Source organism: Methylomonas sp. LW13, assembly GCF_016865255.1.
Taxonomy (GTDB): Bacteria; Pseudomonadota; Gammaproteobacteria; order Methylococcales; family Methylomonadaceae; genus Methylomonas.
Genome location: NZ_CP033381.1, coordinates 4603442 through 4620102, shown reverse-complemented (window position 1 = coordinate 4620102; position 16661 = coordinate 4603442). Strand labels below are relative to the sequence as shown.

Sequence of the window (16661 nt, the reverse complement as noted above, 5' to 3'; positions counted from 1 at the left end):
GCAATTTTAAACATGGCTGGCGGATATGTTGTTATTATTTGCCGCATGAATACCGCAGAAAATCAGACCAATCCGCAAGTCCAATGGCTGGAGATTACCGAGGCAAACAGCGAACAAAGGCTCGATAATTTTCTGATCACTTATCTCAAAGGCGTTCCCAAAACCCGCATCTATCGCATGGTCAGAAAGGGCGAAGTGCGGGTCAATAAAGGCCGGATCGACGTCAGTTACAAGTTGCAGTTGGGTGATATTGTGCGAATCCCGCCGGTCAGAGTTGCGGAAAAAAAAGACGAAATCATCGTCCAACCCACCTTGAAGTTCAGCCTGGAAAACCACATTCTTTACGAAGACGAGGGCTTTATCGTGTTGAACAAGCCGGCCGGCTTTGCCGTGCATGGCGGCAGCGGCGTCAGTTCCGGCGTGATCGAAGGACTAAGACAGATTCGGCCGCAACAGAAGTTTTTGGAATTGGTGCATAGGCTGGACAAGGAAACCTCCGGTTGCTTGTTGATTGCCAAGAAGCGTTCAGTATTGAAGCTATTGCATGAACTTTTTCGCGGCGATGGTATCCAGAAGACCTATTTGGCTTTATTGGTTGGGCAGTTCCAACGCAAGAAACAATTAGTCGAGGTGCCCTTATTGAAAAACGTCGCCCAGGGCGGCGAGCGGATGGTAGTGGTCAGCCAGGCAGGCAAATCCGCCGAAACCTTGTTCACGCGGCTGAAGCAGTTTCAGGATGTCACCTTGGTACATGCCGCGCCTAAAACAGGCCGTACCCATCAGATTAGGGTACATGCTGCTTGGCTGGGGCATCCGATTGTGGCTGATGATCGGTATGGCGATGACGATACGAATAAAGCCTTTAAAAAGCGCGGATACAAGCGTTTGTTTTTACACGCCGAGCAACTGCAGTTTGCGCATCCGGTCAGTGGCGACTTGCTGCACTTTACCGCGCCATTGCCCGAGGATTTACAAGAATTGCTGAATCATGAAAAACCGCTTTGATTTAATCATTTTTGATTGGGACGGTACTTTAATGGATTCGGTGGACTGGATCGTGCATTGCATCCAACAAGCGGCGATGAGTTGTGAATGTGCAGTGCCGGAAGCGCAGGCGGTCAGAGACATCGTCGGCTTGAGCATCGAAAATGCGATGAAGCAACTGTTTCCGAATGAAGAGTCCGAGATCCGGCAAAAGATCGCTGCCGATTACACGAAAACTTTTTTTAGCAAACAAATCGGCCCTGACGACTTGTTTCCCGGTGTGCATGAAATGTTGAAGCAGTTTCGTGACCAAGGGTATCGTCTGGCTGTGGCGACCGGCAAGAAAAACGCGGGTTTGCATGCAGCAATGAATGCGACCGGTGCAGCGGATTTGTTTTGTACTACGCGCTGTGCGGACCAAACGGCTTCCAAGCCCAATCCGCTGATGCTGGATGAAATCATGGCTGAACTGGGTGTGGATAAACAGCGCACCTTGATGGTCGGCGATTCGGTGCATGATTTGCAAATGGCTCTAAATGCCCAAGTCGCGTCAATCGGTGTCACTTGCGGGGCGCATTCCGCGGCAACCTTGCAAAAATACAATCCCTTGTTGTGTGTGAACTATCCCACCGATTTAATCGGAATCATATAGGAGAAAAATGGTGGAGAATAAACAAGATCTTCCCGAAGATATTGCTGAAAACAGCCCCGGTTGGGAAAAGTCGGTGCTGGAGAAATTGGCGTTTGCCGCAATCGACGAACAGAAAGCGGCGCGCCGTTGGGGAATATTTTTCAAGTTGCTGACGTTTGCTTATTTGGCCGTTGTGCTGGGTATAGCGATTTATCCGAAATTCAAGGAGGATATCGAGTCCGGCACCTCCGAGCACGTGGCTATCATCGATGTATTGGGGCAGATTGTCGAAGGTGAGGCCGCCAGTGCGGATGTGGTGATCGAGGGCTTACGTGATGCGGCCAAGGATAAAAATGTCAAGGGTATCATCCTCAATATCAACTCACCCGGCGGCAGTCCGGTGCAATCTGCGTACATTTACGATGAAATCAGGCGCTTGAAAGCCAAGCATCCGCAATTACCGATTTATTCGGTAGTGGGCGATATGTGCGCATCCGGCGGTTATTATGTGGCCTCGGCTACCGACAAAATATTCGTCAATCAGGCCAGCATCATCGGCTCTATTGGCGTCATCATGAACGGCTTTGGCTTTACTAATGTATTGGACAAACTGGGCGTGGAGCGGCGTTTGTTAACCGCCGGCGCACACAAAGCCATGCTCGATCCGTTCTCGCCGGTCAATCAGCAAGAAAGCAAGCATATGCAGTCATTGCTGGACCAAGTACACCAACAATTCATCGGTGCGGTGCGGGAAGGACGCGGCAAGCGTTTGAAGGAAACCGAAGCGCCCGAGATGTTCTCCGGGCTGATTTGGACCGGCACCGAAGGCGTCAGGCTGGGATTGGCGGATGATTTCGGTAGCGTTGATAGCGTGGCCCGCGACCAGTTCGGCACCGAAGAGAAAGTAAACTTTACGCCGCAAGAACGCCTGATCGACCGCTTGGCCGGCAAGTTCGGCGCTTCGTTCGGTCATGCTATCGCCAGCCGTTTGCCTGTGCCGGCGATGCAGTAGTCCGGCGGGCATTATCCAAGTTATTTACTTAATTTTTGGCAAGACAGTTGCTTATCGATCAGCTTTTATGGATAATGCGCCACTCTTCAGCGTCTTGCTGATGTTTTATGGTTACTGTGTCGGTCCTCTCGCAACGATACGCTGTAAACCCCGCCAGGTCCGGAAGGAAGCAACGGTAGCAGCGGACTCGTGTGCCGGGATGTGGCTGGCGCAGTAGCCGCCCAACTCTTGCCTTTCCGCGTTGCTAATGGCTTATCAGGTTCTTGCCAGAAAATGGCGTCCCAGCAACTTCAAGCAGCTTGTCGGTCAGGAGCACGTCAGCCAATCGCTAATGCACGCCTTGCAACATGATAGATTGCATCATGCCTATCTGTTCACCGGCACCCGCGGCGTCGGCAAAACCACGGTGGCGCGGATTCTCGCCAAAGCCATCAACTGCGAAAGTCTAAAAGATTTCAACCCTTGCGGCGAATGCCGGGTTTGCCGAGATTTCGAGCAAGGCCGGTTCATGGACTTGATCGAAGTCGATGCCGCCTCCCGCACGAAAGTCGAAGATACCCGCGATCTCCTCGACAATGCCCAGTACGCACCCAATCAAGGCCGCTACAAAGTCTACTTAATCGACGAAGTGCATATGCTGTCCGGGCATAGCTTTAACGCCTTGTTAAAGACCCTGGAAGAGCCGCCGCCGCACGTCAAATTTCTGCTGGCTACCACCGATCCGCATAAAATTCCGGTCACGGTATTGTCGCGCTGTTTGCAATTTAATCTAAAACGATTGCTGCCGGAGCAAATCGACGCGCAAATGCAGTTCATCTTGGGCCAGGAACAAATTGCCTTCGAGCCTGCTGCGCTAAAAATGTTGGGCAGAGCCGCTGACGGCAGCTTGCGCGATGGCTTGAGCTTGCTGGATCAGGCCATCGTGTACGGTAGCGGCAGCGTCACGACGGATGCGGTGATCGGCATGCTCGGCACCGTGGCTCAGCAGCCTATCGACGATATGTTGCAGGCCTTGGCGGCAGGCGATGCGCGGGCTTTGCTGGCAGAAATCGCCGATGTCGCGGAGTTGACGCCGGATTTTGCCGATATTCTGCAGCAGATGTTGCGGGTGTTGCATCGGGTCGCGCTGTTACAGCAAATGCCGGATTTCGTCGATCAGGAATTTGATAAGCAATTATTGGACACTCTAGCCAAGACTTTATTGCCCGAAGACGTGCAACTGTATTATCAGATTGGCTTGCTTGGCCAACGCGATTTGCCGCTGGCGCCCGATCCGCGTAGCGGTTTTGAAATGGTCATGCTGCGGATGCTGACTTTCCGGCCGCAAACTGCGGAAGCCCAAACGCTTGAGCCGGCCAAATCGCCGGTCGTTAAGTCGGTTGCCAGTACGCCGGCGCCGGTTGCGGTTGTGGAGAGCAGCGCCAAATCCATCGAAGAGCCGCGTCCGTTATCAGTCTCACAAGTCGTCAAACCGAGCAATTGGACCGAGATTATAGCCGCGTTGAATATCAGCGGGCGTACCCGCGAACTGGCGAATAACTGCGTGTTGGACGGGATCGACGACAGCAGTTGCCGCTTGCTGCTCGATCCGAGCTTCCAGCAAGTCGGGACTAAAGCCGAGGACAACCTAAGGGTAGCATTGCAAAATTATTACGGTAAACCCTTAAAACTGTTGATAAGCAAGCAAGTAGAGCAGCAAATGACACCGGCGCTGGAAATGCAAAAAGCGCGCGAAGATCGGCAGCAAGCGGCAGTCGATAGCATTAATAGCGATGAAAATGTGCAGGCTTTGAAAGACACGTTTGGCGCTAGAATCATGCCTGGCAGTATCGAGCCACTGAATTAATATTGGAGAGACAATGATGAAAAATGCGCTAGCGGGCATCATGCAACAAGCCCAAAAAATGCAAGACAACCTTAAAAAAGCCCAGGAAGAATTGGGCGCGATGGAAGTGCAAGGCGAGTCCGGCGGAGGCTTGGTGACGATAGTGATGACCGGCAAACGCGAGGTCCGCAAGGTCAGTATCGACCCGTCTTTGGTGGGTGACGACAAGGATATGTTGGAAGACTTGGTGGCGGCGGCGATCAACGACGCGGTGCATAAAGTCGGTAAAATGAAAAAAGAAAAAATGGCCGATGTTACTGCCGGCATCCCGATCCCACCCGGTTTCCAAATGCCATTCTAAGCATGCAAAACCAAGGTCTGCTGAAAGAGTTGATCCAAAGCCTGTGCTGCCTGCCCGGCGTGGGCCCTAAATCGGCGCAACGCATGGCTTTCCATCTATTGCAGCGCAACCGTGACGGCGGCATGCAATTAAGCAAAATGCTCGCAAAAGCCGTCAACGAAATCGGCCATTGCCGCGAATGCCGGACTTTGACCGAAGCCGAGTTGTGCGAAGTTTGCGCTAATCCGCTGCGCGATGCGGAGACGATCTGCGTGGTCGAAAGTCCTGCCGACGTTTGGGTGATCGATCAAGCCACTACCTTCAAGGGCAAATACTTTGTATTGCATGGCCGCTTGTCGCCGTTGGACGGTATCGGTCCCGATCAGCTTGGCTTTGAGTTGCTCGAGCAACGCATGGCGAGCGGCCAGATCAAGGAAATCATCCTGGCGACCAATTCTACCGTCGAAGGGCAGGCTACCGCGCATTTCATCGGCGAAGTCGCCGGCAAACTCAATATCCGCGCCACGCGCATCGCGCACGGCGTGCCGATGGGCGGCGAGCTGGAATTTATCGACAGCGGCACCTTGGCGCACGCCTTTAACGGCCGCCGCGAATTTTAGGAGGACATATGAGTGATTGTTTGTTTTGCAAGATGGGCAGCGGTGAAATCAAGCCGGATGTGGTTTACGAAGACGAGCAACTACTGGCGTTCAGGGATATACACCCGCAAGCGCCCATGCATGTGTTAATCATCCCTAAGCGCCACGTCGCTAATTTAAATGATCTGGACGATGCCTTGCTGGGCGGATTGATGTTACAGACTGCTGCTAAAATTGCCGGTCAGCTAGGCTATGCGGAAAGCGGTTACCGAACTGTGTTCAACTGTAACGATGACGGCGGACAGACTGTGCACCACTTACATATGCATCTACTGGCCGGCAGGCAAATGCATTGGCCGCCGGGTTAACGCGGATATAAAAAGCATAAAAAAGCCGCGAAATTCGCGGCTTTTTTATGCTTGGGCAACTGCTCCATCAATGTCGTTCCAGCCAGTCCTTGATCTCCAGCGGGGTCATGGTCGCGCCACCCAATTCCCGCATAAAAAAGTCGAAGTAGCGCCGGCATTTTTCCAGAAACCGTTCAAGGTCCGCATCGCTGTTCACGTAAGGTGTGCCGCCCGGCATCACCGACGGCGAATGAAAGCTGAACACAAAGATTCGCACACCGTCGGCCAGTAAGGATTTGGTTAAGCGGCGCATCTCCGGCTCGCTGTAATCTTCAGGGGAAAGCCTAATGCGTTCTAGGAGTCGCAGCCTGGCGACTGCTCCCGAAATCTTGGCTTTGCGCAGCCAGGGATGCATCAGCTGCCGGTAAAGAGGCGTGCCACCCGCCCGCAATGTTCCCACGTAACCGCCCGAGCCGGGCAAGCTAAGCAGGCGGCGCTGATTGCCAAACCAAAACGGGTCACTGGTATAGCTGGAGTAGTCCGGGCCGCCGTCGGCGCTGTAATCAATAGACGCGGCCACGCTGATGTCGACCTCGTAGCCCAGTTCTTCGAGAATCTCGCCGGTATTGGGACCGAAGCCGTAACGGCCCGCGAGATAGGTTAACGGCGAGGTGCCGAACGAGCTTTTGATTTGCTCGGTGAGTATCCTGAGTTTTTCATATTCCAGCGCGCGCGGCAAATTGCCGGGATAGGAGTTGCGGGCGTTCAGTTCTTCATCGTGCGGTGGCGACACCCAGGGATGCAAATGCGCTCCAATCAGTGCTCGTCCCGAATCTGCGTAGGCTTTCAGCGGACCGAAAGCTTCTTCTTGCGAAGCAATCGGATAGTCGACCACATAGTTCGGCACAATCCCAAAACTATCGAAAACCTTCTGTGCCCGGTCGATGTGGCGCATATGCTTAACGCCGGTGGCCTGCCTGTCGTGCGGCTTGTTCCAATCGAACTCCTCCTCGGTATGGATGACTACCGACAAGATGGGGCGGGTTTCGCTGTCTACACGAATCAGTTTTCGTTCGCTCACTGGTTTAGCCCCACGATCTCGGAATAAAAGTTGCTGATGTCGGCTTCAGCCAGGGTGTCGCTGCGAAAGACTTTGTTGCGGTAGCCGGCCAGTTCGTGGCAGAGCAGTGGTAGCCGGGGCAGCAGGCGCGACTCGACTCGGGTGTAAAAACAACCTTTCTGTAACAGGTGTGAGCCGATGCTATTGCGGTAAATCAAAAACAGCTCGGGATCGCTGAATCCCAACACCAGCGCGCCGGGGACGCCTTTTAATCTGTTCGGTTTCCAGGTCACGAGACAATACGCGCCTGGTTTTCCAACTGCCAAGTGTCTAAGCCAGGGCAGGTGGCGGTGGTCATGGAATACCTTGGCATCGGCGGGCGCAAGCGCCTGTTCAATAGCATCGTGATCGGTAATTACACGTACGCCGCCAAGGCTGGCAAATGGCCAGGGAAGATTGGGCCACAGTGCGTGGCGTTCGTTCATGGGCTTGAACTTCAGGAACTGTAGCGTCTTCGATACCACTTCGGTCGGCGTTAGATCTGTGAAATGATAGCCGGGCTGGGAGACCACCGCCATCGCCAGCCGCATGCTTTGCGAGCGGAAGGCCTCCAGCACGCACCAGCTGGTGATGTTGCAGAATTGTTCCGGTTTACCGTGAATAATTCGCTCCGCATAAATCGCGCCGATGCCAGCGACAATTTTGCCTTCGTCGCGGATCAGAAAACCGTTGTTGGGCTTGGTTACGCCCCAGTTCTGCTGGAAAGCTTGCGCCCATTGCTCGGCACTGCGCTCAGAGCTCAGGTGTTCCGTGAGAAATTGGCAGAAAGCGAGCAGGTCGCCGTCTTGAATCGGTTCCAGCGTCGGCATGGCCATGATTATTCCTTCAGCGCGGTTGCATCAAATAGGCTGCGGTAGATTGTTTGGCTTACGCTTGTTTGCTGGACAGCAGAAAGTCGGTCATCGCATTAATCGAGCCGAGATTGTCGATGTTCATGTCTTCCTGTTTGATCCGAAAGTCGTAGCTGGCCTCAAACCAGACCACAAGTTCCAGAATGGCGCCGGAATCCAGCACACCGGTGGCCGGCAGGATGTCGTCGTCAGTAACGCCTGAGGCGTCCATGTCCAGCGCTTTGGCTAGTTCTATTACCTTGGCGCGTATCGCGGCTTTAATCTCGTCGGGATTTAGGTTCATCTATCGGTGGCCTCTGGTTTATGTGAGTGGTTATGCCGGACGGGATAACGCCAGCAACACCTGTGCGACGTCGAAACCCGTGAGAACGCGGTGATCGTAAGTGGCACCCAGTACGGCCTTATCGGAATTTTTCGGCGCGGCGTGAGCAATAATCAGCGCTGTTTGCGGCGGTAGAATAGGGGTGTGGCGGCTGACATTCCAACGTGCCATGCTCGAAAACGATAGGGTAGCGCCGGTGGCTTCCTGCGGCGGCAGCTTGTGTGCCATGGCGTGGCGTTGTACCTCGCCGAGGGCGCTGATGAATTGTGCTGCGTCCATGTCTTGCGTGTCGCGCACCACGGTTAGGTAAAGCATCGCGCCAGCCTGCACGGTAAAGCCGATATTGACGGGTGTGTATTGAAAGCGCTGACCGTTGACTATCGTGGAGTTTATTATAGGGCGTTCGCGGCCCAATTCCGCCAAACGAAAGGCCATCAATGGCAGCAAGGGCGAGAGCATCAGCTTATGTTCCGCCGCATAGGCGGCGGCGCGTTCTTCCCAGGGTTTGGGGTCGTATTCGACTTCCAGATAGGCCGAGGCCGCAAAATCTCGATGCCAGGCAACTGTATGCAGCATGCCTGCCGATTCCGGCGACAATTCCTGCAAGTCTCCTGCAACCGCAGGTGTATCTTCCCGGCGGTTTACCGTTTGAGTAGTCGCGGCGGCTTTACCGGGCTTACCGCCCTTGCTCAACCAAGTCTCGATGTCGGCTACCGACAGACGTTCGCCGCTGACGGGGACGCGGGACGGGTCGATGTCCAGTTCCTTTAGCATGGCTCTGGCTTTTGCCGTGGGTTGGCGCACGGCGCTTGCTGTTGACGAAGTGTCCTTGGTTTCTTCCGGGATCGCTTCGTCGCGCGTCTCACCCAGCCAGAACATCACTGCACCGACGCGAATTTTTTGTCCCGGTTCGCAGTCGACCCTCAGCACGTAGCCGTCCTGTTCCGCGACCACGTCTATCATGGATTTGTCGGTTTCGACGGTGGCGACTACGTCACCGCTATTGACGAACTCGCCTTGCTTGACGTCGATGCTGACGACGTCCACGAACTCGTCGTTGATGTTCACGCAGGGGACGGTTTGGAAACTGGGCATGGCTGTCCTTTAAAAAAGGTCGAGAATTTGGTCGATAATCGATTGTTCGTCGGGAATAATGCTGCGCTCCAGACTGCGGGCGGAGGCGATGGGTACGGGCGGCGTACCGATGCGCAGAAACTGGCCTTTGAATCCGGATTCGAGCAAAGCGGCGGCGATTTCGGCGCTGACGCCAAAGTCGTGGTGAGATTCCTCGATCACGACCACGCACTCCCGCGTTGCCAGATGCTTGATCAACGATTCGCGCGGCAGTGGCGAAAGCAGCGACGGCGAGACGATTTCAACTTCCAGCTCTTCTTCGTTTTCCAGCCTGTTTGCCACGGCTTCCGTCATCGTCAGCATGCCACCGTAGCTTACTAAGGTTACATCAGGTTCGTTCGCACCGCGACGTAATGTAGGGAACAGGTGGGTAGCGACATCATCCGTTGCCGCCAGCGCGACATAATCCGCCTGATCCATCTTTTCGCCGTACAGCAGTTTGTGTTCAAGAAACAGCACCGGATAGTGCCAGCGCAGTACCGCGTCGATCAGGAGTTCGGCGACATTGTGTCTGTGGCTGCCGTAAACCACGGTCAGACCCGGCACCGAGGTAAACAGGTGTTCCGGGCTTTGGCTGTGTGTGGGGCCGTAACCGCGCCGGCCGCCGCAAGGCGTGCGGATGACGATAGGCACCGAGGTGTCTGCGAACATGCCGGGAAACTTTACGGCATGGTTGAGCAGTTGATCCAGGCATAGCGACAGGAAGTCGGCGAACATGATTTCCACGATGGGCAAGTAGCCATCAAGCGACAAGCCGATAGACGAGCCGGTGATGCCTGCCTCGCTGATCGGTGTGGAGATGACGCGACCGGGAAATTCGCTGGACAGACCTTGTGTGACTTTGAAGGCGCCGCCGTAGGGGTCGTGCAGGTCTTCGCCGATTAACAGTGTGCGCTGATCGGACTTGAGCAGGAATTGCAAGGCAGTGTTCAACACCTGCCGTACGTTGCTGCCCGCCGCGATGGGCGGATAACTGGGCACTGGGTGTTCTGGTTGAGCTGTGAAGATATGTGTTGGTGTCTCGGCGAGCGTGGCTTCCGGCGAGGCATTGGCGGTTTGGCGTACCGTTTCTACAAATTCGCGATTGCGGGTCTCGATGATTGCCAGCGTATCGGCTGGCAACTGCCTGGCCAACGCCGACAACGGGTCGCGGGCGCGAATTTCTTCAAGTTCGTTTGGATCGCGGAGGTCGTCGCCTTTGCTGTGAGGGCCCATCCGCCGGGTGTCGATCACTAGGAAGCCGGGGCCGCGACTCGCGCGGACTGCGCTGACTACGTCCGCCACTTTGCTGCAGAACTCGGGGTCATTGTCGGCAAGGCGCCAAGTGGGTAGTCCGAATGCCGCGCCGCGGGCTTCGATATCGCCGCCCAGGTTGTCGCGACTGACGGTAGTTTGAGAAATGCCATTGTTCTCGACCACGACCAGCAACGGTGCGTTCCAGACCGACGCCAGATTCATTGCCTCGTAGACCAGGCCCTGGCCAAGCGTGCCGTCGCCAATGATGGCCGCCACGATTCCGGAACTGTCCTGCAGCTTGCGCGCTAACGCTAAGCCGGCGCCGATGCCCAGCATGCCGCCCTGCACACCGTTACTGTGAAAATTACGATGGACCAGGTGTTGACTGCCGCCCCAACCGCCGCAAGCGCCGGCCTCCCGGCCCATAATTTCGCCAACCAGTCCGACAAAGTCTCCGGAATACGACAGGAAATGGCCGTGATTGCGATGATTGGAAAGCACGGCGTCATCGGGATGGTCCAAGGCGCGCACCACCGATAATGCGGTGAGCTCCTGGCCGATGCAGGTGTGGGTGGTGCCTGAAACGAGGCCGCGGGAAAATTGATCCAGCACCAATTCTTCGGTCAGGCGTATCAGGTGGCCATATGCATAAAGACTTGCCGGGTCGAGCTCGATTTGCGGCTTGCCGTGCTGGTCGCGCGTGAAGCCCGGCACTTGCCAAGTTTTATCGTCCGGAAGGCGAGCTACTGTGTGTGTATCCATGTATTGGTTCCGGCGGTCTTGGCTAGTGCTTTAGTCGAAAGAATATAATTTACGCGAACCTACTGTAGCACGCAAGATGGGATTGAGCTGGTCCGGAATGCAGAATCATGTGTTGGAAGGGACTAGTTGCGATTGCCCGGCGGCATCTTTTCTCTAAGTTTTAAGAAGCGCTGGTAGCGCTCTGCGGCAATTTGGCCCGCTTCTACCGCCAGCCGCACCGCACAATCCTTGTCATTGACATGCCGGCAGTCGTTGAAGCGACATTTGCCGATCTGCGGCTGAAATTCTCTATAACCCCAAGCCAGTTGCCCTTCCGACAAACCGGCCAAGCCAAATATGGCCACGCCGGGGCTGTCGATTAAATCGCCGCCGCCCGGTAAATGGTAAAGCGTCGCGGCCGTGGTGGTATGGCGGCCGTGGCGGGTGATTTCCGATACAGTGTTGGTTCTTAGGTTCCGGTCCGGCAATAGTGCATTCGTCAAAGACGATTTTCCAACCCCGGATTGGCCGGCGAACATGCTGGTCTGCTGTGCCAAAACCTGTTGTAAACCCTGAATACCAACCGCTTGTTTGGCGCTGACTCTATGTAGGCTATAGCCCAAGTTTTGATAATAAGCCAGTTCTGCCTCGACGGCGGGTGATAGCGGCAAGTCGATTTTATTGAGTACTAGCGCCGCATCGATATTGCAGTTTTCGCAAATCGCCAGATATTGATCCAGCAGCAGAAAATCGCATTCCGGTTCGGCGGCTAAGACGATGAAAATGGTATCCAGATTGGCCGCTACCGGCCGGGTGTCGTTGCCGCGGCTCGGGCGTTGCAACACCGAGCGCCTGGGCATTATTTGCTCGATGCGGCCTTGCTCGGGTGAGGACATCGATAGCATCACCCTGTCGCCGACCACCACAGTGTCCAGTTTACGTAGTGTTTGGCAAAGCACGAGCTGCTCGACGGTTACACCGGCATCGTCGCTCACCTCGACAGCAATCCCCTTGCCGAGATGGGCGACGACCAAGCCTTGGTGCAAGTCTGCCATCAGGCGGACTGCATCTTTTGTTCGATATGCGCTATGCGGATCGCGGCGGGCGGATGGCTGTAATGAAATGCGGAGTACAAGGGGTCGGGGGTCAGCGTGCTGGCGTTTTCTTCGTAAAGTTTCACCAAACCGCTGATCATTTTGCTGCCTTGGGCATTTCGGGTCGCAAAGTCGTCGGCTTCGAACTCGAATTTACGTTGAAAATAGGCGCTGATCGGTTGCATAAACGTGGTGAAGACCGGCGATACCAGCATAAATAGCAATAATGCGGCAGCGTTGGAATGGGTAGTGACCCCCAAACCGTCGAAAAACCAGTCCTGGGTAATCAACCAGCCTAGCACCGCAAAGCTGATCAAGGTCATCACCGACGAAGCCACCAGCATCTTGATGGTGTGCTTGCATTTGAAATGGCCCAACTCGTGTGCCAAAACCGCTTCCAATTCTTCCTCGTCCAGCGAATTGACCAGCGTATCGAAGAACACGATGCGCTTGTTATTGCCCAGGCCGGTGAAATAAGCGTTGCCATGGCCGGAACGGCGTGAACCGTCCATAATGAAAATGCCGTTGCTGCTGAAGCCGCAGCGTTCCAATAGGCCTTGAATACGTTGCTTCAAAGAGCCTTCCTGCATCGGCTCGAATTTGTTGAACAGCGGTGCGATCAAGGTCGGAAACAGCCAGCTCATCAACAGAGAGAAACTCATGATGATCGCCCAAGCATATAACCACCATAGGCTACCGATACTGTCCATGACCCATAGAATCAGAGCCAGAATCGGCAAACCTATCGCCAGCGTCAAGCCCATGGACATTAGTTGGTCTTTCACGAACTGCGGCAGTTTGCTTTTGTTGAAGCCGTATTTTTCCTCAATGACAAAGGTTTGGTAAAGGCTAAACGGGATTTCAATTACAGTCATCAGCAGAAAAATGCTGGCCATTGACAACAAGCTGGCCATCAGTGGCGACAAATCGAAGGTTGACCAGAAATCGAACACCAGGCTGATGCCGCCACCCAAGGTCAGCGCCAGCAGAAATACCATGCCGACCACGCTGTCGATGTCGCCCAGTTTGCTTTTCTCTATGGTGTAATCGGCAGCCTTTTGGTGCGCGCTGAGTGACACTCGGTCTTGAAAGGCGGTCGGCACCTGCTCGCGATGCTGTAAAACGTAGGATTTCTGGCGCATTGCCAGCCAAAATTGGATGCCGTAGGAAAGGACTAAAGCCGCTAAAAAAATGCCGGTAAACGTGTTCATCAAGCCTATGTAGGTGGGGTTAACAATTAGCGGTACAGATTAGCTAATGCTACAATTTGCCGCAACATTATTAATACCATGGAATGAAAATGGCTCAAGATGCCGACAATCTTATCTGGATCGATCTGGAAATGACAGGCTTAGATCCTGATAACGATCTGATCATCGAAATCGCCACGGTAGTGACCGACAAAAATCTGCAAATCCTGGCCGAAGGGCCGGTGATGGCGGTGCATCAGTCTGACGCGGCGCTGGCGGCAATGGACGACTGGAACCAGAAGCACCATGGGCAGTCCGGATTGATTCAGCGGGTGAAGGAATCAAAAATCGACGCGGCCGAAGCGGAAGCGCTAACCATCGCGTTTTTGCAAGAATGGGTGCCGGCCAGAACGTCACCGATCTGTGGAAACAGCATTTGTCAGGACAGGCGCTTTCTCTATCGCTACATGCCCAAATTGGAAGCCTATTTCCATTACCGCAACCTGGACGTCTCCACCGTTAAGGAACTAGCCGCGCGCTGGGCGCCGCAGTTAAAGGATGGCTTTAACAAACAAGCCTCGCACAAAGCGCTGGACGACATCATCGAGTCCATCGAAGAATTACGGTACTACCGGGAAACGTTCTTTAAATTCTGATGTTGCAATTGTTCGCGGTCGCTCTTGGCGGCGCCATAGGCTCCATGTTGCGCTATCTGGCCTCCAGCGGCGTATATCTGTGGCTGGGCCGGGGCTTTCCTTACGGTACCTTGACGGTCAATTTGCTCGGCTCATTTTTGATCGGGCTGATGACCGAAGCGTTGATTCTGCAACGTCTGACGATTGCCTTGGAATACCGCACCGCGATTCTGGTCGGCGTGATGGGTGGATTTACCACTTTTTCCAGCTTTTCTCTGGAAACCTTTTATTTGCTGGAACAGGGACAACTCAGCAAGGCCGGTCTGAATATTGTAGCCAGCGTGTTCGGTTGCCTGTTAGCGGTATGGGCCGGTTTGGCGCTAGGCAAAGGCTTGTTTTTCTATTCGCAGGGCACAATTCGTGTGTTCGACTGGCCGTTTCCCTATGCATTGACGCTGGTTAATGGCATCGGCGCGTTTTTGATCGGCATCGTCGCCACGGTGTTGATGCACAAACTGTCCATTTCAATAGAATACCGGGCCATTTTAGTGACCGTTCTGATTGGTTTATTCATCACGCTGTCCGGCTTATATTTGATTCTCTACCTGCTGGAAAGTGGTCATTCCTTCGAATCGCACATGGGTGCGATGCTGACCGTTTTTCTAAGCAACATCGTGTTTTGCGCCGCCGCACTGTGGACCGGCTTGTGGCTGGGCAAGCAGGTATAGCCGTCGTTTTATCTCTTTTTTCAATTCAGGATCTTTAACATCATGCTAGACCCCCGTTTATTTAGAAGCGACCTGGAACTGGTTATGCAACAGCTGCAAAGACGCGGCTTTCAATTCGATGCCGCCGCTTATCAAGCTCTGGAGGACCGGCGCAAAGAGGTTCAGGTCAAAACCCAGGAGTTGCAAAACGAACGTAATACCCGCTCCAAAGCCATCGGCCAAGCCAAAGCCAAGGGCGAAGATGTGCAACCCTTGCTGGATCAGGTGGCGGATTTGGGCGATCAACTGAAAGCAGCGGAATCCGAGTTAAACAACATTCAAAACCAATTGAGCGTGCTATTGGAAGGCATCCCCAATATTCTCGATGAAGCAGTACCTGCCGGTAAAAGCGATGCGGATAACCAGGAAGTGAGCCGCTGGGGCGAGCCGCGCCAATTTACATTTACTCCAAAAGACCACGTCGACTTGGGTGAGCCGCTGGGCATGAATTTCGAGCTGGGCGCGAAAATCGCCAGTGCCCGTTTCGTGGTATTGGCCGGCAAGCTTGCGACCTTGCAGCGCGCTATCATTCAGTTGATGTTGAATACGCATATCAACGAGCACGGCTATCAGGAAACCTACGTGCCGTTCCTGGCCAATGCCGATAGCCTGCGCGGTACCGGCCAATTGCCCAAGTTTGAAGCCGATCTGTTCACGGTCAAAAACGATCCGACGTTTTACCTGATCCCGACCGCCGAAGTGCCGGTCACCAATATCGTCCGCGATGTGATCGTCGAAGCCAAACAAATGCCGCTGAAATTTGTTTGCCATTCGCCGTGTTTTCGCAGTGAAGCCGGTGCCTACGGCAGCGACGTGCGCGGCATGATACGCCAGCATCAATTCGAAAAAGTCGAGCTGGTGCAAATCGTCACCCCGGAAACCTCCGCGCAGGCTCATGAAGAACTCACTGCGCACGCCGAAGCTATTTTGCAAAAGTTGAATTTGCCGTATCGCAAAGTGTTGCTGTGCGCGGGCGACACTGGCTTTTCATCGTCCAAAACTTACGATTTGGAAGTCTGGTTGCCGGGCCAGCAGAAATACCGCGAGATTTCGTCTTGCAGCAACTTCAAGGATTTCCAGGCGCGGCGTCTGCAAGCGCGCTGGCGCAATCCGGAAACCGGCAAGCCGGAGTTGGTGCATACCTTGAACGGTTCCGGTTTGGCAGCCGGCCGCACCTTAATAGCGGTGATGGAAAATTATCAAAACGAAGACGGCTCCATCACCGTGCCGGAGGCTTTACGGCCTTATTTGGGCGGTATCGAAAAGATTCAATAACTTACAATCAGTCAGGTCTTTGGCGGCAGTGAAATAGTTTGGATACGAAACTATCATCGGGTATTATCGCCGCCGAGGCCGTTAAATCAGTCAAAAATCAATAGTTTGCCGATTTAACAGACGCCTCGTAAATTAAAAACTATAACGAGGGGGTATTATGAGTGAAGCAAATGAAGTGCAAGGACCAACTTTGTATGAACGCATCGGCGGCGAAGCGGCGGTGAATGCCGCAGTAGATGTGTTTTACGGCAAAGTGATGGGGGATTTTCGGATCAACCGCTTTTTTGAAAGAACCGACATGGCTAAACAAGCCGAGCATTTAAAAACCTTTATGACGGTGGCTTTCGGCGGTCCCAACAACTACACCGGACGTTCCTTGCGCGACGGCCACGCTCGCTTGGTAAAAATGGGTTTGAACGACTCCCATTTCGACGCGGTCATGGAGCATCTAGGCGCGACTATGCAAGAGCTGAATGTGCCTGCCGAACTCATCGCGGAAGCCGCGGCACTGGTGGAAAGCGTTAGAGGCGAAGTGCTGGGTAAATAGAATGGGTTCCG

Annotated in this window: 18 protein-coding genes and 1 other RNA gene; 12 read left to right on the top strand and 7 right to left on the bottom strand. The window is 54.1% G+C overall.

Features of this window, described 5'->3' with window-relative positions:
- Window positions 1-45: 45 nt before the first annotated feature.
- The 8 genes from rluC (at window position 46) to JL719_RS20965 (ending at window position 5759) form a co-directional block, all read left to right on the top strand.
- Entirely contained in the window at window positions 46-1005 is a 960-nt protein-coding gene (rluC, locus tag JL719_RS21000; RefSeq protein ID WP_033157796.1) for a 23S rRNA pseudouridine(955/2504/2580) synthase RluC, read from the top strand.
- On the top strand, window positions 989-1636 hold the full coding sequence (locus tag JL719_RS20995) for an HAD-IIIA family hydrolase (RefSeq protein WP_033157797.1): 648 nt from the start codon (window positions 989-991) through the stop codon (window positions 1634-1636). The genes rluC and JL719_RS20995 overlap by 17 nt, the downstream gene beginning before the upstream one ends.
- Window positions 1637-1643: 7 nt before the next feature.
- Complete coding sequence (gene sppA / locus JL719_RS20990) at window positions 1644-2627, top strand: signal peptide peptidase SppA (protein ID WP_033157798.1); 984 nt, start codon at window positions 1644-1646, stop codon at window positions 2625-2627.
- Between the two features lie 117 nt (window positions 2628-2744).
- Window positions 2745-2841: signal recognition particle sRNA small type (ffs, locus tag JL719_RS20985), an RNA gene on the top strand.
- 33 nt (window positions 2842-2874) lie between these two features.
- Window positions 2875-4473, top strand: a complete 1599-nt coding sequence (dnaX, locus tag JL719_RS20980) for a DNA polymerase III subunit gamma/tau (protein WP_033157799.1) — start codon at window positions 2875-2877, stop codon at window positions 4471-4473.
- Window positions 4474-4489: 16 nt separating this feature from the next.
- Window positions 4490-4813, top strand: a complete 324-nt coding sequence (locus JL719_RS20975; RefSeq protein ID WP_026147014.1) for a YbaB/EbfC family nucleoid-associated protein — start codon at window positions 4490-4492, stop codon at window positions 4811-4813.
- 2 nt (window positions 4814-4815) lie between these two features.
- Window positions 4816-5412: a recombination mediator RecR gene (gene recR / locus JL719_RS20970; RefSeq protein WP_033157800.1), complete on the top strand. Its 597-nt coding sequence runs from the start codon at window positions 4816-4818 to the stop codon at window positions 5410-5412.
- 8 nt (window positions 5413-5420) lie between these two features.
- The gene (locus JL719_RS20965) at window positions 5421-5759 is read left to right on the top strand and encodes a histidine triad nucleotide-binding protein (protein ID WP_033157801.1); all 339 of its coding nucleotides are present in this window, start codon (window positions 5421-5423) and stop codon (window positions 5757-5759) included.
- A gap of 67 nt (window positions 5760-5826) precedes the next feature.
- On the opposite strand, the gene JL719_RS20960 is transcribed toward JL719_RS20965, so the two are convergent.
- The 7 genes from JL719_RS20960 to JL719_RS20930 form a co-directional block, all read right to left on the bottom strand.
- The gene (locus JL719_RS20960; protein WP_051670173.1) at window positions 5827-6819 is read right to left on the bottom strand and encodes a polysaccharide deacetylase family protein; all 993 of its coding nucleotides are present in this window, start codon (window positions 6817-6819) and stop codon (window positions 5827-5829) included.
- Window positions 6816-7673: a hypothetical protein gene (locus JL719_RS20955; RefSeq protein ID WP_033157802.1), complete on the bottom strand. Its 858-nt coding sequence runs from the start codon at window positions 7671-7673 to the stop codon at window positions 6816-6818. The genes JL719_RS20960 and JL719_RS20955 overlap by 4 nt, the downstream gene beginning before the upstream one ends.
- Window positions 7674-7725: 52 nt before the next feature.
- Window positions 7726-7992, bottom strand: a complete 267-nt coding sequence (locus JL719_RS20950) for a hypothetical protein (protein WP_033157803.1) — start codon at window positions 7990-7992, stop codon at window positions 7726-7728.
- Between the two features lie 30 nt (window positions 7993-8022).
- Window positions 8023-9126, bottom strand: coding sequence for a 2-oxo acid dehydrogenase subunit E2 (locus JL719_RS20945; protein WP_033157804.1), 1104 nt, complete (start codon window positions 9124-9126; stop codon window positions 8023-8025).
- A 9-nt stretch (window positions 9127-9135) separates the two neighbouring features.
- Window positions 9136-11163, bottom strand: a complete 2028-nt coding sequence (locus tag JL719_RS20940; RefSeq protein ID WP_051670175.1) for an alpha-ketoacid dehydrogenase subunit alpha/beta — start codon at window positions 11161-11163, stop codon at window positions 9136-9138.
- Window positions 11164-11285: 122 nt separating this feature from the next.
- Complete coding sequence (gene rsgA, locus JL719_RS20935) at window positions 11286-12197, bottom strand: ribosome small subunit-dependent GTPase A (protein WP_033157805.1); 912 nt, start codon at window positions 12195-12197, stop codon at window positions 11286-11288.
- Window positions 12197-13447 carry a M48 family metallopeptidase gene (locus JL719_RS20930; RefSeq protein WP_033157806.1) on the bottom strand — a complete coding sequence of 417 codons (1251 nt, stop codon included), beginning with the start codon at window positions 13445-13447 and terminating at the stop codon, window positions 12197-12199. The genes rsgA and JL719_RS20930 overlap by 1 nt, the downstream gene beginning before the upstream one ends.
- An 89-nt stretch (window positions 13448-13536) precedes the next feature.
- On the opposite strand from JL719_RS20930, the gene orn reads away from it, so the two are divergent.
- The 4 genes from orn (at window position 13537) to JL719_RS20910 (ending at window position 16650) form a co-directional block, all read left to right on the top strand.
- Window positions 13537-14082, top strand: a complete 546-nt coding sequence (orn, locus tag JL719_RS20925) for an oligoribonuclease (RefSeq protein ID WP_033157874.1) — start codon at window positions 13537-13539, stop codon at window positions 14080-14082.
- Window positions 14082-14789 carry a fluoride efflux transporter CrcB gene (gene crcB / locus JL719_RS20920; RefSeq protein ID WP_033157807.1) on the top strand — a complete coding sequence of 236 codons (708 nt, stop codon included), beginning with the start codon at window positions 14082-14084 and terminating at the stop codon, window positions 14787-14789. The genes orn and crcB overlap by 1 nt, the downstream gene beginning before the upstream one ends.
- 42 nt (window positions 14790-14831) lie before the next feature.
- Window positions 14832-16103 (top strand): serine--tRNA ligase, encoded by a 1272-nt coding sequence (serS, locus tag JL719_RS20915; protein ID WP_033157808.1) that lies wholly within the window; start codon window positions 14832-14834, stop codon window positions 16101-16103.
- Window positions 16104-16260: 157 nt separating this feature from the next.
- On the top strand, window positions 16261-16650 hold the full coding sequence (locus JL719_RS20910; RefSeq protein WP_033157809.1) for a group I truncated hemoglobin: 390 nt from the start codon (window positions 16261-16263) through the stop codon (window positions 16648-16650).
- Window positions 16651-16661: the final 11 nt, after the last annotated feature.